Source organism: Mycobacterium sp. Aquia_216, assembly GCF_026723865.1.
In the GTDB taxonomy this organism is placed as follows: domain Bacteria; phylum Actinomycetota; class Actinomycetes; order Mycobacteriales; family Mycobacteriaceae; genus Mycobacterium.
Map to the genome: position 1 here is coordinate 3,317,091 of NZ_CP113529.1, position 24,675 is coordinate 3,341,765.

Consider the following 24,675-nt stretch of genomic DNA (forward strand, 5'->3'; position numbering starts at 1 on the left):
GTAGCGAACACATCTGGCCCGATCCGCCGCGCCGTGCTTTCTCCTGGACCGCAGGCGTCACCAGCCCAGCGGCAGCGGGTGGCCCTCGGCGAAGCCCGCGGCCGACTGCACACCGATGAGCGCTTGCTCGTGCAACTCCGCCAAGGTCGAGGCACCGACGTAGGTGCAGGTGCTACGCAGGCCCGACATAATGTGGTCGATCAGGTCCTCGACCCCGCCACGGTCGGGGTCCAGCCCCATCCGAGACTTGGAAATGCCTTCCTCGAACAACGCCTTGCGGGCGCGGTCGAATGCGCTGTCCGCGGCGGTGCGGGCGACCACTGCCCGCTTGGACGCCATGCCGTAGCTCTCCTTGTACGGCCGGTCCTCGCGGTCTCGCATCAGGTCGCCGGGTGACTCGTAGGTGCCGGCGAACCACGACCCGATCATCACGTTCGACGCCCCGGCGGCCAGTGCCAGCGCAACGTCCCGGGGATGGCGGATCCCGCCGTCGGCCCACACATGTCCGCCGAGATTTCTTGCGGCATCTGAACATTCGAGCACAGCAGAGAACTGCGGGCGACCGACGCCGGTCATCATCCGGGTCGTGCACATCGCGCCGGGCCCGACACCGACCTTGACGATGTTCGCCCCGGCGCTCAGCAGGTCCCGTGTGCCTTCCGCCGAAACCACGTTGCCCGCCGCCAGCGGCAAACCCAATTCCAGCGACGCCACGCATCTGATCGCGTCCAGCATCCGAAGTTGATGACCGTGCGCGGTATCGATGACGAGGACGTCGACGCCGGCCTCGGCCAGCGAACGGGCCTTGGCTCCCACGTCGCCGCTGATACCGACGGCCGCGCCGATCCGCAGCCGGCCCGCGGCGTCGGTGGCCGGCGTGTAGAGCCCCGCACGCACGGCTCCGGTCCGGGTGAGCACCCCGGCAAGCTTGCCGTCCGCGGCGGTGACGACGGCGACCTCGATCGGGGCGTGATCGAGCAGGTCAAAAATCTTGCGTGGGTCGGTACCCAGTGGAGCGCTTACGAAGTCGGACACGGCCACGTCGCGAACCCGGGTGAAGCGGTCCACGCCGTCGCAGGACGCCTCGGTGACCAAGCCGATCGGGCGGCCCTCGAAGAGCACCACCGCGGCGCCGTGCGCGCGTTTGTGGATCAGCGCGATCGCGTCGGACACCGAATCGTCGGGGGACAAGGTGACCGGGGTGTCGAGCACCAAGTCTCGGCTTTTGACGAACTCCACCGTCTGCTGGACCGCCGTGATCGGCAGATCCTGCGGCAGGATCACGATGCCGCCGCGCCGCGCGACCGTCTCGGCCATTCGCCGCCCGGCCACCGCTGTCATGTTGGCGACGACCACCGGAATCGTGGTGCCGGAGCCGTCGCTGGTGGACAGATCGACGTCGAACCGCGAGACGATGTCGGACCGGTTCGGAACGACGAACACGTCGTTATAGGTCAGGTCGTATGCGGGCCGATGCCCCTGCAGGAATTTCATCGCCCTCGATTGTCCCCCTTCGCTCGGGCAGCCGGTCGCCCTGGTTTACCGAGCTAGGCGGGCACTTCGCTGCGGTCACCGCTCCACAGCGTGTGGAAGCGTTTGTCCGGGTCGTCGTCGATGCGCCCGTAGGTGTGGGCGCCGAAGAAGTCGCGCAGGCCCTGGGTCAGCGCCGCGGGCAGCCGCTCCGTGCGCAGGGCGTCGTAGTACGACAGCGCCGAGGCGAAGCCGGGGATCGGGATGCCGAGTTCGGTGGCCTTCACCACGACGCGCCGCCAGCTGTCGATGGATTCCTCGATGGCGGTGCGGAAGTAGGGCGCGACGATGAGCGACGGCAGGTCGGGGGTCTCGTCGAACGCCTCCTTGATCCGGTTGAGGAATTTGGCCCTGATGATGCAGCCGCCGCGCCAGATGGTGGCCATGTCGCCGGGCGTGATGCCCCAGTCGTACTCGGCGCTGCCGGCCTGAATCTGGTTGAACCCCTGGGCATAGGCGATGATCTTGGAGGCGTACAACGCCTTGCTGACGTCGTCGATGAACCGCGCGGCGTCCGTTGGCTTGTCGCCGAGGTCACCCGAGGCCAGCCCCGTGGTGGCCTTGCGCTGGGCCACCGATCCCGACAGCGCGCGGGCGAAGACCGCTTCGGCGATGCCGGTCACGGGCACGCCGAGGTCGAGCGCCGACTTCACCGTCCAGCGGCCGGTGCCCTTCTGCTCGGCCTCGTCGAGGATGAGGTCGACGAGTGGCTTGCCGGTCTTGGCGTCGGTCTGACGCAGGACCTGCGCGGTGATCTCGATGAGGAAGCTGTCCAGGTCGCCGGAATTCCATTCGGCGAAGACGTCCGCGATCTCGGGTGCGCTCTTGCCGAGGCCGTCGCGCAGCAGCTGGTAGGCCTCGCCGATCAGCTGCATGTCGGAGTACTCGATGCCGTTGTGCACCATCTTGACGAAGTGGCCGGCGCCGTCGGGGCCGATGTGGGTGCAACACGGCACGCCGTCGACGTGCGCGGAGATCTCCTCGAGCAGCGGGCCGAGCGATTTGTACGACTCGGCCGGTCCGCCCGGCATGATCGACGGCCCGTTCAGCGCGCCCTCCTCGCCGCCGGAGATGCCGGCGCCGACGAAGTGCAGGCCGCGCTCGCGAATCGCCTTCTCGCGGCGGATGGTGTCGGTGTAGAGCGCGTTGCCGCCGTCGATGATGATGTCGCCTTCTTCCATGGCGTCGGCGAGCTCGTTGATGACGGCGTCGGTGGGGTCGCCGGCCTTGACCATGATGATCACCCGCCGCGGCTTCTCCAGCGCGTCCAGGAATTCCTCGATCGTCTCCGAGCGGACGAACTTGCCCTCGTCGCCGTGCTCTTTGAGCAACGCGTCGGTCTTGGCGATCGACCGGTTGTGCAGCGCGACCGTGTAGCCGTGGTGGGCGAAGTTGCGGGCGAGGTTCGAACCCATGACGGCCAGCCCGGTGACGCCGATCTGCGCGGTACCAGTCTTCGAATCGTTGGAATCCTGGGCACTCATGTCTTCGCCTCTCGGGTTGGAGAACTTTTGCTACACGGTTTCCGTCACACTGTGGCACAGCGGAGTTCGGGTCCGCCAAAGGGATTCGCCGTGGCCGTGCTACGGGTTGAACAGCCGCTGAAGCTCGGTGAGCCATGGCACTGCCAGCGCGACGGTAGGCACCACCAGAACGGCCGCCGCGGCAAGATAGGCGGCCGCGGAAAGCATCACGCTGTTGCCACGTCCGGACAGCCGGCGAACCCGGACCACCGTGCTGGGACCGCCCGCGGCCAGCGCGCCGGACGGTGCTCGGCCGGAGGCGCAGGCGACCAGCGCGCGGGCCAGGGGAGTGCGCCCGGCCGCGCGTACCGCGGCGTCGTCCGCGAGCAGTTCGACCAGCAGCTGCACCGCGCCCAGCGCATTGGAGCTGCGAACCAGCCGCGGGAAAGCCGCGTGCACCGCGGTGAACGCTTCCAGAACCAGGTCGTGTCGGGCGCGCAGATGAGCCCGCTCGTGGGTCAGGATCGCCGCGACTTCGTCGTTGTTGAGCTGGTTCAGCGTTCCCTCGCTGACGACGACGCGGCTACGGACACCCGGCAGGCAGTAGGCCAGCGGTTCGGCCACCTCCAGGACGCGCAGGTCACGCGTGCGGGTACAGGGTTGGGCGAGGGCAGCGTCGTGGCCGACCCCGACGAGATCGACGACCATCCGGTGATGCGCCCGCCGGCGCCGATTGGCGATCACCACGCGCAAAACCGCAACGACCAAGCGCACACCAACCAGCACCGTCAGCGCGAACGCGGCGATATAGGCGGTCCACAGCGGCCAGCCGAGCCGGCCGGCCGCACCGACGACGCTGGCCGTCGGCCGGCCGTCGGGGCCGGGCATGAGTATGCGGGTGGCAATGGCGATGCCGGCGCTGAACGCCGACAGCACGGCGGCCACGGCGACGGCTTGCCACAACACCATCGCCGCACGCGGGGCGCGCAGTGGCCAGGACGCTCGCGCTAATAGGGCTGGCGCAGGACCGATCAGCAGCACCGCGAGGAGGGTAAAGGCCATCGCGGACACATGACCAGTGTCCCTCAGTCCTCCGGCTTTGCGCCAGCTGATGGCGTATTGCGTTGATTTGCTTCCAGTTCGGCTAGCGCGCGACGCAAGGCCTCGGCCTCATCAGCACCGACACGCTCGACAAAGTGCACCAGCGCGGCCTGTCTGCCCCCGGAATCCTCAGCCTGCGACAGCGCATCCACCATCAACCCGGCGACCAGCTCGTCACGGCCGTGCACGGGGGCGTACCGGTGCGCCCGGTCATCGCGGATCTGGGAGACCAGATTCTTCTTGGCCAGCCGCTGCAGCACGGTCATCACCGTCGTATAGGCGAGGTCGCGCCGCGCCGACAAGGCTTCGTGCACCTGGCGGACCGTTTGCGGTTCGGGTGTCGACCACAGATGGTCCATCACCGCGCGTTCCAGGTCCCCCAGCCGTGTCAGCTTGGCCATAGTTCGTTCATCTCCATCAACGTCGTAGCAAGCTTACTCCGGCTTACTACCGGCGGTCGTAAAGACAGCCGGCCTAATTCGGTGTCCGACCATCGGTTCGTCCCGCGCCCGGTCGGCATGGCTACAGACTACCCCTTGCAAAGTTAGGGCAGCCTTGCCATACTCAAAGAGGTCGAGCGCAACAGACCGCCGGAGTGTCCAGAGGGCTGCTGTGACCCCCGGTCTACTCGATCGGCGAGCCCCGTGCCTCAGTGCACGGGGCTCGCCTGTTCTTTTGCCCACGTCTTCGCGACCAACCGTGATCACCGGATGTGCCGATGGTGTAGACAACAGAGCGTGTCAATGTCCCCAGACGCGGCGATCCCAGCCACCGGTTTCATCGGACCATTCGATACCGAGCTCGGCCTGCGATTCACCCAGCTCAGCCCCGACGGCGCCCGCGCCCAGCTCGAGGTCACGCCCAAACTGCTGCAGCCGATGGGCCTCGTGCACGGCGGGGTGTACTGCTCGATGGTGGAGAGCATGGCCAGCGTGTCCGCCTACACCTGGCTCGCCACCCGCGGCGGCGGCGAAGTCGTCGGCGTGAACAACAACACAGACTTCCTGCGTTCGATCGGCTCGGGGACGGTCTACGGCGCCACCGAACCGATTCACCGCGGCCGGCGTCAGCAGTTGTGGCTGGTCACCATCAGCGATGACAAGGATCGCGTCGTCGCCCGCGGGCAGGTGCGGCTGCAGAATCTCGAACCCCGCGACAGCTGAGTAGGCAAACACAGCGGTCTTCCAGGACGCATGGCAGGATCGGCAACCATGCGCCTGACGCCACATGAGCAGGAGCGATTGCTGTTGTCCTACGCCGCCGAATTGGCTCGCCGTCGTCGAGCCAGGGGCTTGCGGCTCAACCATCCCGAAGCCGTCGCGCTCATCACCGACCACATCCTGGAGGGCGCACGTGACGGCCGCACCGTCACGGAGCTGATGACCAGCGGGTGCGAGGTGCTCGGTCGCGACGACGTGATGGAGGGAGTACCGGAGATGCTCGACGACGTGCAGGTCGAAGCGACGTTTCCAGACGGCACCAAGCTCGTCACCGTCCACCACCCGATCCTATGATTCCGGGCGAAATCCTTTACGGCATTGGGGATATCGAAATCAATGCGGGCGCGGAACGGATCGAGATGCAGATCGTGAACACCGGTGACCGCCCGGTGCAGGTGGGGAGCCACGTCCACCTTCCGCAAGCCAACTCGGCGCTGTCGTTCGACCGCGCCGCGGCGCACGGCTACCGGCTGGATGTACCCGCGGCCACCGCAGTGCGCTTCGAACCGGGGGTGCCCCAACACGTTCAATTGGTGCCGTTGCGCGGACGCCGCGAAGTGCATGGCTTGAGCCTGGACCCGCCTGGACGGCTGGACATCTGATGGCATACCTGTCTCGGAAAGAATACGCTCAGCTATACGGCCCGACCGCCGGCGATCGAATCAGGCTGGCGGACACCGATTTAACGGTGGAAATCACCGAAGACCGCAGCGGGGGACCGGAACTGGCCGGCGATGAGGCGGTGTTCGGCGGCGGCAAGGTGCTGCGCGAGTCGATGGGTCAGGGGCGCGCTTCCCGCGCCGAGGGCGCGCCCGACACCGTGATCACCGGTGCGGTGGTCATCGATCATTGGGGAATTGTCAAGGCCGACATAGGGATTCGCGATGGCCGAATCGTCGCGCTCGGCAAGGCCGGCAACCCCGACACCATGACGGGAGTGCATCCGGACCTGGTGGTCGGACCCGGCACCGAAGTCATCGCGGGCAACGGCCGCATTGTCACCGCGGGCGCCGTCGACTGCCACGTGCACCTGATCTGCCCGCAACTCATGTCCGAGGCGCTCGGGTCCGGGATCACGACGATACTCGGCGGCGGCACCGGTCCTGCCGAAGGCAGCAAGGCCACCACCGTCACGCCCGGCTCGTGGCACTTGGCCCGGATGCTCGAGGCGCTCGATGGCTGGCCGGTGAACTTCGCGCTGCTGGGCAAGGGGAACACCGTCAACGGCGAGGCGCTTTGGGAGCAATTGCGAGGCGGCGCTTCGGGTTTCAAGTTGCACGAGGACTGGGGGTCCACCCCGGCGGCCATCGATGCCTGCCTGACCGTCGCCGACGCCGCCGGCGTTCAGGTGGCGTTGCATACCGACACCCTCAACGAGACGGGCTACGTCGAAGACACGCTGGCCGCGATCGCTGGGCGCTCGATCCACACCTATCACACCGAGGGGGCCGGTGGCGGCCACGCTCCCGACATCATCCGGGTTGCCGGTCACCCGAATGTGCTGCCGAGTTCGACCAACCCGACTCGGCCGCACACGGTGAACACCCTCGATGAGCACCTGGACATGTTGATGGTCTGCCATCATCTCAATCCTCAGGTACCCGAGGATTTGGCCTTCGCCGAGAGCCGGATTCGGCCGTCGACCATGGCGGCCGAAGACCTGCTGCACGATCTCGGCGCGATCTCGATGATCGGCAGCGACTCGCAGGCGATGGGCCGCATCGGCGAAGTGGTGCTACGCACCTGGCAGACCGCGCACGTGATGAAACGCCGTCGCGGAGCGCTGCCCGGCGACAGCTCTGAGTGCGACAATTTGCGGGTGCGGCGCTACGTCGCCAAATACACCATCTGCCCGGCCGTGGCGCATGGGCTCGACGGCGAGATCGGCTCGGTGGAAGCGGGCAAGCTGGCCGATCTGGTGCTGTGGGAGCCCCGGTTCTTCGGAGTCCGGCCGCACGCGGTACTCAAAGGGGGAATGATCGCGTGGGCGGCGATGGGTGACGCGAATGCGTCGATCCCGACACCTCAACCGGTGCTGCCGCGACCGATGTTCGGCGCCGCGCCGGCAGCCGCGGCGGCCACGTCGGTGCATTTCGTTGCGCCGCAGGCGATCGAGGCCGGCCTGGCCGACAAGGTCGCGGTGAACCGGCGATTCGTCGCGGTGCGCAATACCAGGGGGCTGGGCAAGGCCGCGTTGCCGCTCAACGACGCGCTGCCCGACATCGAAGTGGACCCGGACACCTTCACCGTGCGCGTGGACGGCGAGGTCTGGCAAGAGCAACCGGCCGCCGAACTGCCGATGGCGCAACGCTACTTCCTGTTTTGAGGGATATGTCTGCACTGGCGACGCTGCTCACCCTGGCCGATTCGCGACTGCCGGCCGGCGCTCACGTGCATTCCGGCGGGGCCGAAGAGGCCGTCACGAGCGGCCTGGTGATCAACCTGGAAACCTTAGAAGCCTTCTTGCGCCGCAGAATTCGCTGCCACGGGTTGGTTACGGCGTCGATCGCCGCGGCGGTTCACCGCGGTGAGCTCGACCTCGAGCAGGCCGACCAGGAGACCGACGCCCGGACACCGGCGCCGGCGGCCCGGCAGGCGTCACGCAGCCAGGGCCGCGGGTTGGCCAGGCTGGCACGACGGGTCTGGCCGGCCGTCTGCTGGGACGACCTCGGCGCACAGCCACACCTTGCCGTCGCGGCCGGACGGGTGGGTGCCGTGAGCGGTCTGAATCCGGAGCAGAGCGCGCTGGCAATCGTCTACACCACGATGACGGGCTCGGCGAGCGCGGCCCAGCGGCTGCTGGCGCTGGACCCGGCCGACGTGGCGGCGTTGACGTTCCGGCTGGCGGATGCGTGCGAGCGCACCGCCGTGCAGGCGACCGCCGGATTAGCCGACTTGTCGGACCCGCTGCTCGATACCTTGGCCCAGCACCACGCGCAGCGCGAGCGACCCCTATTCGCCTCCTGAAAGGCATGCCATGCCAGCACATTCCCACAGCCATCCGCATCCGCACGTCGAGCGGCCGAAGCGCGTCAGGCAGCCGGGGGAGCCGCTGCGCATCGGCGTCGGCGGGCCGGTCGGTTCCGGAAAGACCGCCCTGGTCGCCGCGCTGTGCCGGCAGTTGCGCGACGAGCTGTCGGTGGCGGTGTTGACCAACGACATCTACACCACCGAGGACGCTGACTTCTTACGCAAACACGCGGTGCTGCCGAACGACCGGATCACGGCCGTGCAGACCGGCGGATGCCCGCACACCGCGATCCGCGACGACATCACCGCGAACCTCGACGCGATCGACGACCTGATCGCCGCCCACGATGCCCTGGACCTGATCCTGGTCGAGTCCGGCGGCGACAACCTCACCGCGACCTTCTCTTCGGGCTTGGTGGACGTCCAGATCTTCGTCGTCGACGTGGCCGGCGGCGACAAGGTTCCGCGCAAAGGCGGACCCGGGGTGACCTACTCGGATCTGTTGGTAATCAACAAGATCGATCTGGCGCCGCTGGTGGGCGCCGACCTGGAGGTGATGTCCCGCGATGCCGACGCGGTTCGCGATGGCCGCCCCACGGTGCTGCAATCACTGACCAATGATCCGGCCGCGACCGAGGTGCTGGCATGGGTGCACGCGCAGCTGGCCGCCAATGCGCTCTGACGTTTTGCTGGTCGCGTCCAGCACCCGCTTTCCGCGCATCAAGTGCAGCGGCGGTATCGCGGCCCGCTGCACCGCTCCCGACACGGTGCATCTGGTGTCGGCGGCCGCCACGCCGTTGGGCGGCGACAGCGTCAATATCCGGGTCGTTGTGGAGGCCGGTGCGGTTCTGAGGCTGCGTAGCGCGGCCGCCACCGTGGCCCTCCCCGGGGCGAACAGTCGGACGTCGCATGCCGATTGGCACATCGAGGTGGGCGGACGTCTCGATGTCGATCTCGAGCCGACTATCGTGGCCGCCGATGCGCGGCACGTGTCGACGGTGGCTCTGGTCCTGCGCGACGACGGTCGCGTCCGCTTCCGCGAGCGCGTGCAGATCGGCAGATGCAACGAGCGCGAAGGCTTTTGGTCGGGATCGCTGTGGGCCGACCGGCACGCTCGTCCGCTGTTGCGACACCGGGTGGAATTGGGCGCCGGGGCGGTGGGCGATGACAGCATCGCGGCCCCCCGGGCGGCCATCAGCGAATTATGCTATCCAACAGCGGAATTCACCGATGCCACAATGCCCAGCACATCCACCGTCCTAGCGTTAGCGGACGGCGGGATGCTGCGCACGTGGCAGGCCGATCGGCTGGCCGGCTAACTCGCGGCCCGGGTGGCAATCGACTCTCGGGCCTCGGCGGCCATTTCCGCCAGCTGTTCAAGACGTGTTCGCGCAAAGGCCTGCTGGTCGGTGATGGTCAGCTGGCCACGCCGTGTGCTCAGGAACGTCACGGTCCACGAGAGCAGCGTGGTGACCTTGGTCTTGAACCCGACCAGATAGACCAGGTGCAGCACCAGCCACATCAGCCAAGCGATAAAGCCGCTGAATTCCAGCGGGCCGATCTTGGCCACCGCGGAAAACCGCGACACCGTTGCCATGGAGCCTTTGTCGAAGTACTGGAAGGGCTCGCGCTGGGTGGGGTCAGCTCCGTCGAGTTCGGCCTTGATCGCGTTGGCGACGTATTTAGCGCCCTGAATCGCGCCCTGCGCTACTCCGGGTACGCCTTCGACTGAGGCCATATCACCGACGACGAACACGTTCGGGTAGCCGGGAACAGACAGGTCGGGTAGCACTTTGACCCGCCCGGCCCGGTCGAGTTCGGCGGCCGATTGCTCGGCGATGTCGCGCCCCAACCGGCTGGCCTGCACGCCGGCGGACCAGACTTTGCAAGCGGATTCGATGCGCCGAATGGTGCCGTCGGAATCCTTGACCGTGATGCCGTTGCGGTCCACGTCGGTGACCATGGCACCCAGCTGGATCTCGACGCCCATCTTCTCCAACCGCGCTCTGGCCCGCTCACCAAGCTTTTCGCCCATCGGCGGCAACACCGCCGGGGCGGCGTCGAGCAGGATCACCCGAGCCTTCGTCGAATCGATATGCCGGAAAGCGCCTTTCAAGGTGTACTCGGCCAATTCGGCTATCTGCCCGGCCATTTCGACGCCGGTGGGACCGGCCCCGACGACGGTGAAGGTCAGCAGCTTCCGGCGGCGCTCGGGGTCATTCGACCGCTCGGCCTGCTCGAAAGCGCTTAAGATGCGGCCCCGCAGCTCGAGCGCGTCGTCGATCGACTTCATACCGGGTGCGAATTCCGCGAAGTGGTCGTTGCCGAAGTAGGACTGACCGGCACCGGCGGCCACGATCAAGCTGTCGTAGGGAGTTTCGTAGCTATGGCCGAGCAACTCCGACACGACATACTGGTTGGCCAGGTCGACGTGGGTGACGTTACCGAGCAGCACCTGGACGTTGCGCTGATTGCGCAGGACAACGCGGGTCGGCGGGGCGATCTCGCCCTCGGAGATGATTCCGGTGGCGACTTGGTACAGCAACGGCTGGAACAAGTGATGCGTGGTGCGGGCGATCAACTTGATATCGACGTCGGCCCGTTTGAGCTTCTTTGCCGCATTGAGTCCGCCGAATCCCGAACCGATGATGACAACTCGGTGCCGTCGCTTCGGTTCAGCTGTGACTTCCTGCTGGGGGCTCATTACTGTGGATGCTCCTGATGGGGGCTTCATTCGCGCGGTTTCAGTTAGCTATAACGGTAGTCACCCCGCTGCCCCGAGACCCAGGTAGTAAGCCTGTGCAATCAACCACACCAGCCCATTACCCCTGGTCACGCCAACGTGATTCGCGTCATGTCCGACGCTTGAATGCGACCCCGGTTACATACCGAGCAGGGGCCGCAAAGCCTCGGCGAGTCGTGCTGACGACACCTGGTGTGTACCCAGGCGCGGCGGGGCTGATTGATCACCCCGTCGATGCCGGCGTCGGGCGCCTTCGAGGGCGTGTCAGCCGCCCGTTCTATCGAAGCGAGCGGCTCACAAAACGGAGCTCTAGGCGAAACGCGCTAGCGCGCCGTGGCTGACGTGCAGCGTCTGGCCGGTGATATGGCGGGCCGCCGGAGTGGTCAGGAACAACGCCAACCGGGCGATCTCGTCGGCGACGGAAGGCGATGTGCGCGAAAGCCCCTCGTAGCCGGCCTGGGCGCTGCGCCCACTCGCCACGGCGTTGACCGTGATCCCGCGCGTGCCGAAAATGCCGGCCTGCCCGGAGACCCAGCTCGACAGCGTCGCCTTGATCGCGGCGTCGACGCTGGCCGCCGGCGGGTTCTCCGGCACGACGCTGATGATCGAACCACCCGAGCGCAGGTGGTCACCGACGGCTTGCACCGTCAGCACCGCCGAGAGCACGGTCGCGTCGAGGGTGTTGCGCCACGCGTTGGCGGCGTCGGACATCGAATAGGTACGGGGGTCGCCGACGTCCCAGCCGGGGGCGGGCACGTTGACGATCGTGTCCAGGTGATGGGGGAACAACCCTCGGGCCTCTTCGAGGCTGGCGGGGTCGGTGGTGTCGCAGACGATCGCGTCGACGTCCAGCTCTTTGGCGGCGACCTCCAGGTCGCTGCGCCGTGCACCCACGAGGGTCACCTTGTGACCGTCATCGCGAAAGCCCTCGGCTACTGTCCGTCCCAGATCCGTGTCGCCGCCAGTGACCAGCACCTCCACTGCCATGACCTCCTCGTGTTCAACGTCGAACTGCCGACGCCTGAAATGTCAGCGCGTTAAGGCGTCGATCTCCGTCGATGTTACTGGACAGTAGCTCTAAGGGGAAACTAAGGACGCCGCGACGCGCAGACAATTTTCGATAACTTTTTGGTCGTCACCCCTTAACCCCCCGCGAGTTAGGGTCTGACCATGCGTCGGATCGGGGTTCTGGCCGGGTTGGTGTCCACGATGCTCGTCGCGAGCTTGGTGGCGTGTGGTTCGAAGCCGCCGTCGTCGTCGCCCGGGCAGTCATCGCCGGCGTCGGGCTCGATTGTGGTGTTCGCCGCGGCCTCGCTCAAGCCCGCCTTCACCCAGCTCAGTCAGCAATTCAAAACCGACAATCCCGGGAGCGGTGTCGAATTCGAATTCGCGGGTTCCTCCGAACTCGCCACGCAGCTGACGCAGGGCGCGTCCGCCGACGTCTTCGCGTCGGCGGACACCGCACAGATGGACACCGTCGTCAAAGCTGGGTTGCTGGCGGGGGACCCGACGAACTTCGCTGCCAACACGCTGGTCATCGTCACCGCCCCGGGTAATCCGAAGCAGCTCGGCTCCTTCGCCGACCTGGCCAAACCGGGCATTAGCGTGGTCATCTGCCAGCAGCCGGTGCCATGCGGAGCGGCGACCCAACGCATCGAAAACAGCACCGGGGTGCACCTCAACCCGGTCAGTGAGGAACCCAGCGTGACCGACGTGCTCAACAAGGTCACCACCGGCCAGGCCGACGCCGCGCTGGTCTACGTCACTGACGCGAAGAGTGCCAAAGACAAAGTCGCGACGGTCAACTTTCCCGAGGCCGCCGGTGCGGTCAATGTCTATCCGATCGGGGTCTTGAAGAAGGCGCCGCAGGCGGCGACGGCGCAGAAGTTCGTGACCCTGGTGACGTCCGACGCGGGCCAGAAAATCCTGGCCCAGTCGGGCTTCGCAAAACCCTGACCACCGGGCTTTTAGTGGCCGCGGCTACTCGGCGCGCTGCGGTCGGTTGGTGCCGACACCGTGCGCACCGCTGTTGAAAGGCTGCCAGTTGGTCCCGCGGCGCTCCGACTGCAGAGTCGCGAGGGGCTCGTCGCGGCGCTCCAGCACGACCACGTACGGATACTGGTGGACCGAGGAGATCAGCCGCTGGAAGTTGCTCGGCCCGATCGTCGCCTCGCGGCCCGGTCCGACCGCCTGGACCTCCCAATGGTGGAGGTTGCGCTCCAGTCCGTTCACGTAGTTCCAGAATTCGTTGCGGGGGTGATGGATGTCCTCGCAGAGGAACACTCCGCCAGGTGAGAGCACCGGCAGCAGCGACTCGAGGGTGACGCGCTGCTGGTGCGGCTCGTGGCCGCCGTCATCGATCACGATGTCGAGCCTCGGGATCTCGGCCAGCGCTCGCACCCAGAAGTTCGGGTCGCCCTGATCGCCGACCAGAATCTTCACCGTGTCGGATTCGTAGGTGACGACCTCAGGAGCGATATCGACACCATAGAGGTGCAGGCCGTCGCCGAAGTACTTGCGCCACATCTCGAGGCTGCCGCCGCTGTAGATCCCGATCTCCAGCAGGTGGACCTCACGGCCGACGAACTTGCGGAAGTGCCGCTCATAGATGTCGAAGTAGTGCCGCCACTTCCAGACACCGTCGCCATCGGTGTGTTCGTCGAACCAGCGCTCCAGCTCACCCGGCGCGTTTGGCGTGGTCGGCGCGTCGCTCCGCGACTGCAGGTTGTGCCCAAAGAACAACCCGGCCTGCGCGAAGTCCGGCGTCGTCATGCCTCACTTCTACCAACATATGTTTGCTGATGTGCTGGTTTTACTCAGGTAGATCCGCGTCGGCTCCCGTTGCTGCCGCAAAGCGAATAGTCCACCGTCGGCGGCAACGGCATAGGTCCACTAGATCGTCTCCGGAAACCGCCACCGCCGCCGGTGCACACCAGATCGTCACAGCCGCGTCCGCCGCGATAGCTGCAAGCTTCATCGGCTCTCCCTTTCCGGGCTAACGTCTTCAGGGGTTCGGGTCCGCGCCCCGCGCACCCGGCGGATTCAGGGTCGATGCCGTCGCTCAGTGAGAGGTGTAGGTATTACCAGACGTTGTAGCAACCTGCCCCGCTGGGTGTTTGTCCCGGCCGCCCTGGGGGCCTTCTTTGTCGTGCTGCCGTTGCTGGCGATCGCGATCAAGGTTGATTGGCCGAATTTCTGGTCGCTGGTCACCAGCTCGTCGTCCAAGACCGCCCTACTGCTGAGCCTGAAGACCGCCGCCGCGAGCACCGTGCTGTGCGTGCTGCTGGGCGTGCCGATGGCGCTGGTCCTGGCGCGCAGCACCGCGCGGCTGGTCCGGCTGCTGCGGCCGCTGATCCTGCTGCCCCTCGTGCTGCCGCCCGTGGTGGGTGGCATTGCCTTGCTCTACGCGTTCGGCCGGCTCGGATTGATCGGTCAGTACCTGGAAGCCGCCGGAATCAGCATCGCCTTCAGCACGACCGCCGTCGTGCTGGCACAGACCTTCGTCTCGTTGCCGTTCCTGGTGATCTCCCTCGAGGGCGCGGCCCGCACCGCGGGATCCGACTACGAGGTGGTCGCGGCCACGCTCGGGGCGCGCCCCAGCACGGTGTGGTGGCGGGTCACCCTGCCGCTGCTGCTGCCGGGCCTGATGTCCGGGGGAGTGCTGGCGTTCGCCCGCTCGCTGGGGGAGTTCGGCGCGACGCTGACGTTCGCGGGTTCGCGACAGGGAGTCACCCGCACCCTGCCCCTGGAGATCTACCTGCAACGGGTGAACGACACGAATGCCGCTGTGGCACTGTCGATCCTGCTTGTGGCGGTGGCCGCACTGGTGGTGCTCGGCCTGGGCGCTCGCCGGCTGACCGGAACAGACGCGAGGTAGGCGAGAAGTGAGCGAGTTGCAGCTTCGTGCGGTCGTGGCCGACCGCCAGCTCGACGTGGAGTTCTCGGTGTCGCCCGGCGAGGTGCTCGCGGTGCTGGGACCCAACGGCGCGGGAAAGTCGACCGCCCTGCACGTCATCGCCGGGCTGGTTCGCCCCGACGAGGGGGTAGTGCGGTTGGGCGACCGGGTGTTGACCGACACGGCGGCCGGGGTGGACGTGGCGACGCACGATCGTCGGGTCGGGCTCCTGCTGCAGGACCCGTTGCTGTTCCCGCACCTGAGCGTCGCCGCCAACGTGGCGTTCGGACCGCGTAGCCGTCGCGGCATGTTCCGTTCGGGCCGCGCCACGGAGAAGCAGGCGGCGCTGCGCTGGCTGCGCGAGGTGGATGCCGAGCAGTTCGCCGACCGCAAACCCCGCCAGCTGTCCGGCGGTCAGGCTCAGCGGGTCGCGATCGCGCGAGCGTTGGCCGCCGAACCCGATGTGTTGCTGCTCGACGAGCCGCTGACCGGCCTGGATGTCGGGGCGGCCGCGGCCATCCGCGCGGTGTTGCGCACCGTGGTCGCCCGCAGCGGCTGCGCGGTCATCCTGATCACCCACGACCTGCTGGATGTGTTCACCCTGGCCGACCGGGCGCTGGTGCTGGAATCCGGGAAGATCTCCGAAGTCGGGCCGGTGCCCCAGGTGCTCACCGCGCCGCGCAGCCATTTCGGCGCCCGGCTCGCGGGGGTCAACCTGGTCAGCGGAACCATCGGACCGGACGGCGCACTGCACGCCCGCTCCGGCGTCCACTGGTACGGGACCCCCGCCCAGCAGCTGGGCGCCGAGCTGACCACCGGGCAGAACGCGATCGCGGTGTTCCCGCCAACGGCAGTGGCCGTCTACCGCGGGCCACCGCACGGCAGTCCACGCAACTGCGTCGAGCTCGACGTTTCGGAGCTGGACATCCGCGGACCCTCGGTTGTGGTGCGCGGCCAGGAGCAGCCCGACGGAGCCCCGGGCCTGGCCGCCGAGATCACCGTCGACGCCGCCGCCGAGCTGCAGCTGACCCCCGGAGACCGGGTGTGGTTTTCCGTCAAAGCTCTCGAAGTGGCGCTGTATCCGGCCGCACCGCACCACACCAACCAGCGGTGAACTGCGCAGACTTGCCGCAGGTTGCGCTCCGGCAACATCGGGAAAACCGCCTCGCGTCGCCAGCACGGCACCCTTGCGTCACAGCGGTAACACGGTAGGTTCGTCGCCATGGATCAGGTGGACACAAACTCGCAACGTCGCAAAGGTTTGTGGGCGATGCTGGCGATCGCCACGGTGACCAGTGCCAGCGCCGTCACCTTCGCATTGCCGGCCCCCGCGAATGCCGATCCCGAGGTCCCGACTCCGGTTCCGGCAACGACCACCGCGCCGGCCCCGGCCGGTGCACCCGCGCCGACGACCGCGGCTCCCGCGCCTGGTGCGCCGGCACCCGCGGGGCAGCCGGCACCGGGCGACCCGAACGCGGGCCCGCCCCCGCCGCCCGCTCCGGTCGATCCGAACGCACCGCCACCGCCGCCGCCGGTCGACCCGAACATCGCTCGGATCACCAACCCCGTCGGTGGGTTCAGCTACCTGCTGCCCGCCGGCTGGGCGGAGTCGGACGCTTCGCACCTCGACTACGGCTCGGCGCTGCTCAGCAAGATGACCGGGCCGCCGCCGGCGCCCAATCAGCCGGCGCCGGTTGCGAACGACACCCGCATCGTGATGGGACGACTGGACCAAAAGCTCTACGCCAGTGCCGAAGCCAACGACGGCAAGGCCGCCGTACGGCTGGGCTCGGATATGGGTGAGTTCTTCATGCCGTATCCGGGCACCCGGATCAATCAGGAATCCACCCCGCTCACCGGCGCCAACGGGATTACCGGAAGCGCGTCGTTCTACGAGGTCAAGTTCAGCGATCCGAGCAAGCCGAACGGCCAGATCTGGACCGGCGTCGTCAGCGCGCCCAACGCAGCGACCGCCGGCCCGCCCGAGCGCTGGTTTGTGGTGTGGCTGGGGACCGGCAACAACCCGGTAGACAAGGTCGGGGCCAAGGCGCTGGCCGAGTCGATCCTGCCGTTCACCGCGCCGTCCGCTCCTGGCGCGCCGGGTCCGGGTGCGCCGGCTCCGGTGACTCCGCCGGCTCCGGGGGCTCCCGCACCCGCCCCGGCACCGGGTCAGGCACCGGCGAGTGAGGTCACTCCGACTCCGAGCCCCACGCCGCAGCCGACGCTTCCCGCCTGACTCGTAACGCGTGCCCGCATGGACGTCGTGGCAGCTACCGAGTACCTGGCCTTCGCTCCGCCCACGGCAGTGAGCTGGCTCGCCTACATCGTCATTGGCGGAATTGCCGGTTGGGTAGCGGGCAAGATCGTGAAAGGCGGCGGTGTCGGCATATTGCTGAACATCGTCGTCGGCGTGATCGGTGGGTTCATCGGAGGGATGCTTCTCGCGTGGCTGCACTTTGACGTGGAGCATGGCCGCAAATGGTTCACCTTCTTCGCCGCGCTGCTGGGTTCGGCGATTCTGCTGTGGATCGTCGGCATGGTGCGCAGGACTCGCTAAGCCTCGCCACACCAAGGAAAGTCGCGAATCGCTGATGAGGTTGAGCTGCCCCGGGCCGGGTATACGTCCCACGTCCCCTCTGTCAGCTAATACTCGAAGGAGCCGGTCGTGATTTTGCACGTCATCTGGCTAGTCGTCTTGGGTCTCATCGTCGGCCTGGTTGCGCGTCTTGTGGTGCCGGGCAAGCAGCCGATGGGTTGGGTCGCCACCGCGCTGCTCGGCATCATCGGCGCGTATGTCGGCGGCACCCTGGGCAGCATCGTGTTCCCGCCGCACCAATTCGACATTCATCCGCCGATTCAGCACTCGTTCCTGGGCGCGCTGGTCGGCGCCGTGCTGCTGTTGCTGATCTACAAATTCGCCACCTCGCGCACGAAGACCTTGTAGAGGCCTTTGTGCTCATGCCGGAGGGTAGTGCCTAGCGGCATGATGGGGTGATGGCCCCGACGGCGACCACTACGACGATGACCGCGTGGCGGGTGCGTCAGCCCGGTCCGGTGGACACCGACCCGCTCGAGCGGGTCACCACCGAAGTGCCGCGACCCGCGCCCGCGGAGCTGCTGGTGGCCGTGCGCGCCTGCGGCGTATGCCGCACCGACCTGCACGTGACCGAGGGCGACCTTCCGGTGCACCGCACGCAGGTCACCCCGGGCCACGAGGTCGTGGGCGAAGTCGTCGAAGTGGGCGCCGACGCCGGCGACGGGTTCGGCGTAGGAGACCGGGTGGGTATCGCCTGGCTGCGCCACACCTGCGGCGCGTGCAAGTACTGCCGTCGCGGTGACGAGAACGTCTGCCCGGAATCCCGCTACACCGGCTGGGATGCCGACGGTGGATACGCTGAATTCGCGACGGTCCCAGCGGCTTTCGCGCACCATCTGCCGGACGGCTACAGCGACAGCGAGCTGGCGCCGCTGTTGTGCGCCGGCATCATCGGATACCGCTCGCTGCTGCGTGCCGAGCTACCGCCGGGTGGCCGGCTGGGTCTCTACGGCTTCGGCGGCAGCGCACACATCACCGCGCAGGTTGCGTTGGCTCAAGGCGCCGAGGTGCACGTGATGACCCGCGGCGAACAGGCGCGCGAGCTCGCGTTGGCGCTCGGCGCCGCGTCGGCTCAGGGTGCCGCCGATCCGCCGCCGGTGCCGCTGGACGCCGCGATCCTGTTCGCCCCGGTCGGCGACCTGGTGCTGCCCGCGTGTGAGGCGCTCGACCGCGGCGGCACCTTGGCGATCGCCGGGATTCATCTGTCGGATATCCCGGCCCTGAACTATCAGCGTCACCTGTTCCAGGAGCGCCAGATTCGCTCGGTCACGTCGAACACCCGGGCCGATGCACGCGAGTTTCTCGACTTCGCCGGACGCCACCGCATCGAGGTGACCACGCCGGAATATCCGCTCGGGCGAGCTGATCAGGCGCTGGCCGATCTCAGTGCCGGCCGTATCTCCGGGGCCGCGGTGCTGTTGGTGTAGCCGGGCTCAGGCCGACAGATGCCAGACCAGGGCCGCGGCCAGCGCACCCAGCCCGTTCAACGACCAGTGCAGCGCGATCGGCGCGATCAGGCTGCCGCTGCGCCGGCGCAGCCAGCTGAAGACGAACCCCGCGCTCCCCGTCGCCAGCACGGCCAATGTCACCCCGGCCGCCATCCCGACGAACCCGCCGCCGAACAACCGGGTGAAACCGACGTTGTTGCTGGTCAAACCGAGCGACGTGGCGACGTGCCACAGGCCGAACAACAACGAGCCGACGAGTGCGACGCCGCGAAATCCCCACGCGCGATGCAGCGTGCCGTGCAGGACACCCCGGAAGGCCAGCTCCTCGGGGATCACCGTTTGCAGCGGGATGATGACCATCGAGGCGATCAGCGCACCGGAGACCGTCGCGTAGTGGTTGTTCAGGAACATCGGCCGCGTCATCGGCAATAGCACGCCGACCGTGATCACCGACGCCACGACGGCCACCGCAGCCAGGGCGTAGCCCACACCGGAGCGCCAGTGCTCGCGCCCCAGGCCCAGGTCGCCCCAGTCCAGCCCGGTGTAGCGCATCAACAGCACCAGCCCGACGGCGGCGGCCGGGACGGCCGCCACGCTCGCCCACGGCGTGGTGAAGTGCGCGATCAGGTTCGTCAGCACCAGCACCGCGACGACCAGGGCGATATCCATGTACAGCCGCAGCCGGTGCAGCGCCGACAGCTGCGAGACCACCGGGTGGAGGTCAACAGCGTCGAAGGCGGCGTACTCAGACATCCCTGCCGAGTCTACCTGCGAGGAAGCGCCGCACCGGTCACTCGCCTACCCGCGAGACTCCCACGTCCACTGCGCGATCTGCGGGTCGTCCTCCCCGTGTTCGCGCGTGTAGCGGCGGGCGTCCAGCCGCGCGTCGACCATGCGCTGCCGAAGCAGCGCGGCCGGGCCGGCCAATCCCTCCACCCGGTCGATGACGTCGATGACGAGGTGGAAGCGGTCGAGGTCGTTGAGCATCACCATGTCGAACGGCGTCGTCGTGGTGCCACGCTCCTTGAACCCGCGCACGTGGATGTTCGCGTGATTGGTGCGCCGATAGCTGAGCCGATGGATCAGCCACGGGTATCCGTGATAGGCGAAGATGACCGGCTTGTCGCGGGTGAACAATGCGTCGAATTCCTTGTCGGGCAGCCCATGTGGGTGTTCGGAATCCGGCTGCAGGCGCATCAGGTCGACGACGTTGACCACCCGCACGGCCAGGTCGGGCAGTTCGCGACGCAGGATGTCGGCGGCGGCCAGAGCCTCTTGGGTGGGGATGTCGCCGGCGCACGCCAGCACCACGTCGGGTTCGCCGGTGGCGGTGCTCGCCCATGGCCAGATTCCCAGGCCGCGGGTGCAGTGCGCGATCGCGTCGTCCATGTCGAGGTAGGCCAGGGCGGGTTGCTTCCCGGCGACGATGACGTTGATGTAGTCGCGGCTGCGCAGGCAGTGGTCCGCCACCGACAGCAAGGTGTTGCCGTCCGGCGGCAGGTAGACCCGCACGATCTCGGCGCGCTTGTTGGCGACCAGGTCGATGAACCCGGGGTCCTGGTGCGAGGCGCCGTTGTGGTCCTGGCGCCACACGTGCGAGCTGAGCAGGTAGTTCAGCGACGCGATCGGCTGTCGCCAGGGCAGTTCGCGGCTGGTGGACAGCCACTTGGCGTGCTGGTTGAGCATCGAGTCGACGATGTGCACGAACGCCTCGTAGCAGTTGAACAACCCGTGCCGCCCGGTCAGCAGGTACCCCTCCAGCCAGCCCTGGCACAGGTGCTCGGAGAGCACCTCCATCACGCGACCGTCCGGCGCAAGGCCTTCGTCGTCGGGTTCGGTCCGCGAAAGCCAGACCTTGCCGGTGGACTCGAAGACGGGGGACAGCCGGTTGGATGCGGTTTCGTCGGGGCCCATCAGCCGGAAGCGATCGGGGTTGCGGGTGATCACGTCGCGCAAAAACGTCCCCAGCACCCGGGTGGCTTCGTGGGTGGACGTGGCCGGCTGGTCCACCGGCACCGCGTAGTCGCGGAAGTCCGGCAGATCCAGCTCACGCAGCAGCAGGCCGCCGTTGGCGTGCGGGTTGGCGCTCATCCGCCGCGGGCCCTTCGGCGCCAGCTCACGCAGCTCCGCGCGCAGCGCGCCGCGGGAGTCGAACAGCTCGTCGGGCCGGTAACTGCGCAGCCACTCTTCCAGCTGCGCGCGGTGCGCGGGGTTCTGGTGCGTCTCGGACAGCGGCACCTGATGCGCTCGCCAGGTGCCCTCGACGTGTTTGCCGTCGACCACCTTGGGCCCGGTCCAGCCCTTCGGGGTGCGCAGCACGATCATCGGCCACACCGGTCGCTCGGTCGTCTCGCCGGTGCGCGCGGCGCGCTGAATCGCCGCAATGTCGTCGAACGCATCGTCCAAGGCGGCGGCCAGCTCCCGGTGCACGGTGGCCGGGTCGTCACCGGCCACCGTGATCGGCCGGTACCCGTAGCCGCGCAACAGCGATTCGAGCTCGGTGCGCGGGATGCGGGCCAGCACGGTCGGGTTGGCGATCTTGTAGCCGTTGAGGTGCAGGATCGGCAACACCGCGCCGTCGATGGCCGGGTTGAGGAACTTGTTCGAGTGCCAGCCGGCCGCCAGCGGGCCGGTCTCGGCCTCGCCGTCGCCGATCACACACGCGACCACCAGATCGGGGTTGTCGAACGCCGCGCCGAACGCATGCACCAGCGCGTAGCCGAGTTCGCCACCTTCGTGGATGGATCCCGGCGTCTGGGCGGCGACGTGGCTGGGGATGCCGCCGGGGAAGGAGAACTGACGAAACAGTCGGCGCAGTCCTTCGGCGTCCTCGCCGATACCGCTGTACACCTCGGTGTAGGTGCCTTCCAGGTACGCGTTGGCCACCAGGCCGGGACCGCCGTGGCCGGGCCCGGTGATGTAGATGACGCTGGCGTCGCGGTTGCGGATGATCCGGTTCAGGTGCGCGTAGACGAGGTTGAGCCCGGGCGTGGTGCCCCAATGCCCCAGCAGCCGGGGTTTGACGTGCTCGGCCGCCAGCGGCTCGGACAGCAGCGGGTTGTCCAGCAGGTAGATCTGCCCAACCGACAGGTAGTTGGCGGCGCGCCAATACTTGTCGATCAGCGTGAGGTCGTCGTCGGAGAGTGCTTCGGGCGCGGTTGTCGGGGTTTCGAGGCTCACCCGCCCGATTGTCCGCGACGCCGATGAACGCCGCTAGGAGCGAAAGTCACTCTTCGCCGCGAGCACGGGATTCATACGCCTTGCGCTTGTCGACGTCGATGTCGTCGGTGAAGACATGCTCACCGCCCATGACGCGGTTCAGCCCCTCGGAGACCACCCGCGGCAGGAATTTCTGCGTCGCGATCAGCGCGCCGGCCGCCTTGGTGACCCGCACCCGGGGCTTGGGATGCGCGACGAGCCCGACGATCGCGTCGGCGATGTCGGACGGCTCGGCGTTTCGGAATCCCTTCAAACCCGCGGTGCCCGCGACGAGTTCGGTGTTCACGAACGTCGGCAACACCATCGAGAACTTCACCCCGGCGGAGCGGTACTCCAACCTGGCAGCGTCGGTGAAGCCGATCACGGCATGCTTGCTGGCCCCGTAGCTCGCCAGCCCGACCGAATAGATCTCACCGGCCAGCGAGGCGACGTTGATCACATGCCCGCAGCCGCGGGGGACCATGCGCTGCACCGCCAGCTTGCTGCCGAGGATCACGCCGTAGACGTTGATGTCCAGAATCCGGCGGGTGACGGCGTCGGGCTCGTCGATGATGCGGCCGACGGGCATGATGCCGGCGTTGTTGACCAGCACGTCGATCGGGCCGAGTTGACGCTCGACCCCGTCGAGGAATTCCGCGAACGAATGCGGGTCGGTGACATCGAGTTTGCCGTAGACGTCGAGGCCGAGCGCGGCACCCGACTCCTTGACCCTGACCTCGTCGACGTCGCCGATCGCGACCCTGGCGCCCAGGTTGTGCAGCGCGGTCGCGGTGGCCAGGCCGATTCCCCGTGCGCCACCGGTGATCACGATGACCTTCCCGTGGACTTTGAGGCCGATGGATGCCGTGTCTGCCATCTGTCAAGCAGAGCACTCGGCTTCGGGCGGCGCAACGACGGCGTGACGACAATGGCGGATGCCAGGCCCGGTCGCGGCGTCGATACTGCAACGGTGATCAGTGTGCGGCGAGCCGTCCCGGCCGATGCGCTCGAGGTGGCCCGCGTGCACATCCGGTCTTGGCAGTGGGCCTACCGGGGACTCCTCGCCGGGGAGTACCTCGACAGCCTCGAGCCGCAGCCGTGGGCCACCAGATACACGTTTGGCCGCATGGGGTCCGGGTTGCCGTCCACCCAGGTCGCGCTCGACGGGTCGACGGTGTGCGGCCTGGTCACCACCGGTCTGTGCCGCGACGGCGATTTGTCGAACTTCGGTGAGCTGATCGCGATTTACGTCGATCCGGCGTATGCGGGCACCGGGGTGGGCCGGGTACTGATGACCGCTGCCCGGGCTCGGCTCCGTAGCGTTGGCGTCACGGCCGCCGCGCTGTGGGTGCTGGACGGCAATGCCCGCGCACGACGGTTCTACGAACGCGACGGCTGGCGATGCGACGGGACGCACCGCACCTCGACCTACGGCGACGTGGCCGTGGACGAAGTGCGCTATCGATGTGCACTCGGAGCTACCGCAGCGTGAGCCAAGCCAGGCTGGCCGCGCCGAACGCGGCGCAGTAGATGGCGAACGGTGTCAAAGTGCGGGTTTCGAAATACCGGGTGAGGTAGCGCACGGCGAGGTAGGCGCAGACGAACGAGGCGATGCTGCCGGCGAGGACCTGGCCGCCGATCCCGGTTCCCAACGGCCCGAACAGATCTGGGATCTTGTAGACCCCGGCGGCCAGGATGATCGGTGTCGCCAGCAAGAAGGAGAAGCGGGCGGCGTCCTCATGCGACAGGCCGCGCCACAGGCCCGCGACGATCGTGATGCCGGAGCGGCTGATGCCGGGCAGCAGGGCCAGGATTTGAGCGGCGCCGATCAACACGCCCTGCCCGAGCGGAAGCTCGGCGAGCCGATGGTCGACGGCCTCGCCGGTGTGGTCGACCGGCTGGCGCTCCGGCATCGCCGCCCGACGGCGCAGTGCCTCGCCCGCGTATAGCGCGATTCCGTTGAGAACCAGAAATACCGCGGCCGGGATCGGATTGCCCAGCGTGGTGCGGAACAGCCGCTCCAGAAACAGCCCCGCGAGGCCCACCGGGATGGTGCCGGCCACGATGAGCCACGCCAACCGCTCGTCGGACGTCTGAAGCCGGCGATACCGCACCGAGGAGACGAACCCGGCCAGCACCCGCAGCCAGTCCCGCCAGAAGAACACCAGCAGCGCGGCGGCGGTTGCGACGTGTAGGCCGACGATGAACGCCAGGTAGGGCGACTGGGGTGCGGAGACGTTGAGGTCTTGGGCCCATTGCCCGCCGACCAGCGCCGGCACCAGGATCGAGTGCCCGAGGCTCGACACCGGGAACAGTTCGGTGATGCCCTGGGCAGCACCGACAATGACGGCTTCGACGTAGCTCAGGTGCGGGCTCATCCGTTCGGGCTCCTCGTCGTCGGCAACGCCACAGAGCGTAGCGGTACGGGATTGCCAACCCGAACCCGCTTGGGCGACTGAGCTTTTGGCCACCACGCGAAGCGTCGCCGCGGCGGGCCGGTACGGTGAGCCC

General features: G+C 67.7%; 26 protein-coding genes. 15 read left to right on the forward strand and 11 right to left on the reverse strand.

All coding sequences use genetic code 11. The annotated features are described in order from the left end of the window. Positions 1-57 precede the first annotated feature (57 nt). The 4 genes from OK015_RS15380 to OK015_RS15395 form a co-directional block, all read right to left on the reverse strand. Positions 58-1,494, reverse strand: coding sequence for a GuaB1 family IMP dehydrogenase-related protein (locus OK015_RS15380; RefSeq protein ID WP_268124106.1), 1,437 nt, complete (start codon positions 1,492-1,494; stop codon positions 58-60). Between the two features lie 53 nt (positions 1,495-1,547). Continuing rightward, the gene (gndA, locus tag OK015_RS15385; protein WP_268124108.1) at positions 1,548-3,014 is read right to left on the reverse strand and encodes an NADP-dependent phosphogluconate dehydrogenase; all 1,467 of its coding nucleotides are present in this window, start codon (positions 3,012-3,014) and stop codon (positions 1,548-1,550) included. Between the two features lie 99 nt (positions 3,015-3,113). Next, the gene (locus OK015_RS15390; RefSeq protein ID WP_268124110.1) at positions 3,114-4,064 is read right to left on the reverse strand and encodes a M56 family metallopeptidase; all 951 of its coding nucleotides are present in this window, start codon (positions 4,062-4,064) and stop codon (positions 3,114-3,116) included. 14 nt (positions 4,065-4,078) lie between these two features. Next, positions 4,079-4,495, reverse strand: a complete 417-nt coding sequence (locus OK015_RS15395) for a BlaI/MecI/CopY family transcriptional regulator (RefSeq protein ID WP_268124112.1) — start codon at positions 4,493-4,495, stop codon at positions 4,079-4,081. Positions 4,496-4,837: 342 nt separating this feature from the next. Here OK015_RS15395 and OK015_RS15400 point away from each other — a divergent pair, with 342 nt between their 5' ends. From OK015_RS15400 to OK015_RS15430, 7 genes are read left to right on the forward strand one after another with little or no spacing between them, the layout of a single operon-like run. Further along, positions 4,838-5,257: a PaaI family thioesterase gene (locus OK015_RS15400; RefSeq protein ID WP_268132768.1), complete on the forward strand. Its 420-nt coding sequence runs from the start codon at positions 4,838-4,840 to the stop codon at positions 5,255-5,257. Between the two features lie 48 nt (positions 5,258-5,305). Continuing rightward, a complete protein-coding gene (locus OK015_RS15405; protein ID WP_268124114.1) occupies positions 5,306-5,608 on the forward strand; it encodes an urease subunit gamma in 303 nt (100 codons plus the stop codon). Beyond that, complete coding sequence (locus tag OK015_RS15410) at positions 5,605-5,916, forward strand: urease subunit beta (RefSeq protein WP_268124116.1); 312 nt, start codon at positions 5,605-5,607, stop codon at positions 5,914-5,916. The genes OK015_RS15405 and OK015_RS15410 overlap by 4 nt, the downstream gene beginning before the upstream one ends. Continuing rightward, positions 5,916-7,640, forward strand: coding sequence for an urease subunit alpha (locus tag OK015_RS15415; RefSeq protein ID WP_268124119.1), 1,725 nt, complete (start codon positions 5,916-5,918; stop codon positions 7,638-7,640). Before OK015_RS15410 ends, OK015_RS15415 begins: the two co-directional genes overlap by 1 nt. 5 nt (positions 7,641-7,645) lie before the next feature. Further along, a complete protein-coding gene (locus tag OK015_RS15420; RefSeq protein ID WP_268124121.1) occupies positions 7,646-8,281 on the forward strand; it encodes an urease accessory protein UreF in 636 nt (211 codons plus the stop codon). Positions 8,282-8,291: 10 nt separating this feature from the next. Further along, a complete protein-coding gene (gene ureG, locus OK015_RS15425; protein WP_268124123.1) occupies positions 8,292-8,966 on the forward strand; it encodes an urease accessory protein UreG in 675 nt (224 codons plus the stop codon). Continuing rightward, positions 8,956-9,603 (forward strand): urease accessory protein UreD, encoded by a 648-nt coding sequence (locus tag OK015_RS15430; protein ID WP_268124124.1) that lies wholly within the window; start codon positions 8,956-8,958, stop codon positions 9,601-9,603. Before ureG ends, OK015_RS15430 begins: the two co-directional genes overlap by 11 nt. Here OK015_RS15430 and OK015_RS15435 read toward each other — a convergent pair. Then, positions 9,600-10,988, reverse strand: coding sequence for an NAD(P)/FAD-dependent oxidoreductase (locus OK015_RS15435; RefSeq protein WP_268124126.1), 1,389 nt, complete (start codon positions 10,986-10,988; stop codon positions 9,600-9,602). The genes OK015_RS15430 and OK015_RS15435 overlap by 4 nt on opposite strands. A 348-nt stretch (positions 10,989-11,336) precedes the next feature. Then, positions 11,337-12,014 (reverse strand): SDR family oxidoreductase, encoded by a 678-nt coding sequence (locus OK015_RS15440; protein ID WP_268124128.1) that lies wholly within the window; start codon positions 12,012-12,014, stop codon positions 11,337-11,339. A gap of 183 nt (positions 12,015-12,197) precedes the next feature. Between OK015_RS15440 and modA the strand changes: the two genes are divergently transcribed. Next, a complete protein-coding gene (modA, locus tag OK015_RS15445; protein WP_268124130.1) occupies positions 12,198-12,983 on the forward strand; it encodes a molybdate ABC transporter substrate-binding protein in 786 nt (261 codons plus the stop codon). A 24-nt stretch (positions 12,984-13,007) separates the two neighbouring features. On the opposite strand, the gene OK015_RS15450 is transcribed toward modA, so the two are convergent. Then, entirely contained in the window at positions 13,008-13,799 is a 792-nt protein-coding gene (locus OK015_RS15450; RefSeq protein ID WP_268124132.1) for a class I SAM-dependent methyltransferase, read from the reverse strand. Between the two features lie 307 nt (positions 13,800-14,106). Between OK015_RS15450 and OK015_RS15455 the strand changes: the two genes are divergently transcribed. The 6 genes from OK015_RS15455 (at position 14,107) to OK015_RS15480 (ending at position 18,945) form a co-directional block, all read left to right on the forward strand. Then, positions 14,107-14,904, forward strand: coding sequence for an ABC transporter permease (locus tag OK015_RS15455; protein ID WP_268132770.1), 798 nt, complete (start codon positions 14,107-14,109; stop codon positions 14,902-14,904). A gap of 7 nt (positions 14,905-14,911) precedes the next feature. Then, positions 14,912-16,036, forward strand: coding sequence for a sulfate/molybdate ABC transporter ATP-binding protein (locus tag OK015_RS15460; protein WP_268124134.1), 1,125 nt, complete (start codon positions 14,912-14,914; stop codon positions 16,034-16,036). Between the two features lie 108 nt (positions 16,037-16,144). Continuing rightward, the gene (locus OK015_RS15465) at positions 16,145-17,158 is read left to right on the forward strand and encodes an alanine and proline-rich secreted protein Apa (RefSeq protein WP_268124136.1); all 1,014 of its coding nucleotides are present in this window, start codon (positions 16,145-16,147) and stop codon (positions 17,156-17,158) included. Positions 17,159-17,176: 18 nt separating this feature from the next. Beyond that, complete coding sequence (locus OK015_RS15470) at positions 17,177-17,479, forward strand: GlsB/YeaQ/YmgE family stress response membrane protein (RefSeq protein ID WP_268124138.1); 303 nt, start codon at positions 17,177-17,179, stop codon at positions 17,477-17,479. Between the two features lie 108 nt (positions 17,480-17,587). After that, positions 17,588-17,866 (forward strand): GlsB/YeaQ/YmgE family stress response membrane protein, encoded by a 279-nt coding sequence (locus OK015_RS15475; protein ID WP_268124140.1) that lies wholly within the window; start codon positions 17,588-17,590, stop codon positions 17,864-17,866. Between the two features lie 50 nt (positions 17,867-17,916). Continuing rightward, positions 17,917-18,945: a zinc-binding alcohol dehydrogenase family protein gene (locus OK015_RS15480; protein WP_268124142.1), complete on the forward strand. Its 1,029-nt coding sequence runs from the start codon at positions 17,917-17,919 to the stop codon at positions 18,943-18,945. Between the two features lie 6 nt (positions 18,946-18,951). Here the strand turns inward: OK015_RS15480 and OK015_RS15485 are convergent, their stop codons facing one another. The 3 genes from OK015_RS15485 to OK015_RS15495 are packed head-to-tail and all read right to left on the reverse strand — an operon-like array spanning position 18,952 to position 23,041. Next, the gene (locus tag OK015_RS15485) at positions 18,952-19,719 is read right to left on the reverse strand and encodes a CPBP family intramembrane glutamic endopeptidase (protein ID WP_442791114.1); all 768 of its coding nucleotides are present in this window, start codon (positions 19,717-19,719) and stop codon (positions 18,952-18,954) included. Between the two features lie 45 nt (positions 19,720-19,764). Beyond that, complete coding sequence (locus OK015_RS15490; protein WP_268124144.1) at positions 19,765-22,146, reverse strand: phosphoketolase family protein; 2,382 nt, start codon at positions 22,144-22,146, stop codon at positions 19,765-19,767. A 46-nt stretch (positions 22,147-22,192) separates the two neighbouring features. Continuing rightward, the gene (locus OK015_RS15495) at positions 22,193-23,041 is read right to left on the reverse strand and encodes an SDR family oxidoreductase (RefSeq protein ID WP_268124146.1); all 849 of its coding nucleotides are present in this window, start codon (positions 23,039-23,041) and stop codon (positions 22,193-22,195) included. A gap of 93 nt (positions 23,042-23,134) precedes the next feature. On the opposite strand from OK015_RS15495, the gene OK015_RS15500 reads away from it, so the two are divergent. Further along, entirely contained in the window at positions 23,135-23,656 is a 522-nt protein-coding gene (locus OK015_RS15500) for a GNAT family N-acetyltransferase (protein ID WP_268124148.1), read from the forward strand. On the opposite strand, the gene OK015_RS15505 is transcribed toward OK015_RS15500, so the two are convergent. After that, entirely contained in the window at positions 23,643-24,542 is a 900-nt protein-coding gene (locus OK015_RS15505) for an undecaprenyl-diphosphate phosphatase (protein ID WP_268132773.1), read from the reverse strand. The two genes, OK015_RS15500 and OK015_RS15505, sit on opposite strands and share 14 nt — an antisense overlap. Positions 24,543-24,675 lie beyond the last annotated feature (133 nt).

Bases quoted from the DNA above. Each gene is read 5' to 3' on its own strand.
- OK015_RS15505 (WP_268132773.1), bottom strand. From the start codon at position 24,542: ATGAGCCCGCACCTGAGCTACGTCGAAGCCGTCATTGTCGGTGCTGCC.
- gndA (WP_268124108.1), bottom strand. From the start codon at position 3,014: ATGAGTGCCCAGGATTCCAACGATTCGAAGACTGGTACCGCGCAGATC.
- OK015_RS15470 (WP_268124138.1), top strand. From the start codon at position 17,177: ATGGACGTCGTGGCAGCTACCGAGTACCTGGCCTTCGCTCCGCCCACG.
- OK015_RS15410 (WP_268124116.1), top strand. From the start codon at position 5,605: ATGATTCCGGGCGAAATCCTTTACGGCATTGGGGATATCGAAATCAAT.
- OK015_RS15485 (WP_442791114.1), bottom strand. From the start codon at position 19,719: ATGTCTGAGTACGCCGCCTTCGACGCTGTTGACCTCCACCCGGTGGTC.
- OK015_RS15430 (WP_268124124.1), top strand. From the start codon at position 8,956: ATGCGCTCTGACGTTTTGCTGGTCGCGTCCAGCACCCGCTTTCCGCGC.
- ureG (WP_268124123.1), top strand. From the start codon at position 8,292: ATGCCAGCACATTCCCACAGCCATCCGCATCCGCACGTCGAGCGGCCG.
- OK015_RS15395 (WP_268124112.1), bottom strand. From the start codon at position 4,495: ATGGCCAAGCTGACACGGCTGGGGGACCTGGAACGCGCGGTGATGGAC.
- OK015_RS15495 (WP_268124146.1), bottom strand. From the start codon at position 23,041: ATGGCAGACACGGCATCCATCGGCCTCAAAGTCCACGGGAAGGTCATC.
- OK015_RS15405 (WP_268124114.1), top strand. From the start codon at position 5,306: ATGCGCCTGACGCCACATGAGCAGGAGCGATTGCTGTTGTCCTACGCC.
- modA (WP_268124130.1), top strand. From the start codon at position 12,198: ATGCGTCGGATCGGGGTTCTGGCCGGGTTGGTGTCCACGATGCTCGTC.
- OK015_RS15400 (WP_268132768.1), top strand. From the start codon at position 4,838: ATGTCCCCAGACGCGGCGATCCCAGCCACCGGTTTCATCGGACCATTC.
- OK015_RS15415 (WP_268124119.1), top strand. From the start codon at position 5,916: ATGGCATACCTGTCTCGGAAAGAATACGCTCAGCTATACGGCCCGACC.
- OK015_RS15420 (WP_268124121.1), top strand. From the start codon at position 7,646: ATGTCTGCACTGGCGACGCTGCTCACCCTGGCCGATTCGCGACTGCCG.
- OK015_RS15435 (WP_268124126.1), bottom strand. From the start codon at position 10,988: ATGAGCCCCCAGCAGGAAGTCACAGCTGAACCGAAGCGACGGCACCGA.
- OK015_RS15480 (WP_268124142.1), top strand. From the start codon at position 17,917: ATGGCCCCGACGGCGACCACTACGACGATGACCGCGTGGCGGGTGCGT.
- OK015_RS15450 (WP_268124132.1), bottom strand. From the start codon at position 13,799: ATGACGACGCCGGACTTCGCGCAGGCCGGGTTGTTCTTTGGGCACAAC.
- OK015_RS15380 (WP_268124106.1), bottom strand. From the start codon at position 1,494: ATGAAATTCCTGCAGGGGCATCGGCCCGCATACGACCTGACCTATAAC.
- OK015_RS15465 (WP_268124136.1), top strand. From the start codon at position 16,145: ATGGATCAGGTGGACACAAACTCGCAACGTCGCAAAGGTTTGTGGGCG.
- OK015_RS15440 (WP_268124128.1), bottom strand. From the start codon at position 12,014: ATGGCAGTGGAGGTGCTGGTCACTGGCGGCGACACGGATCTGGGACGG.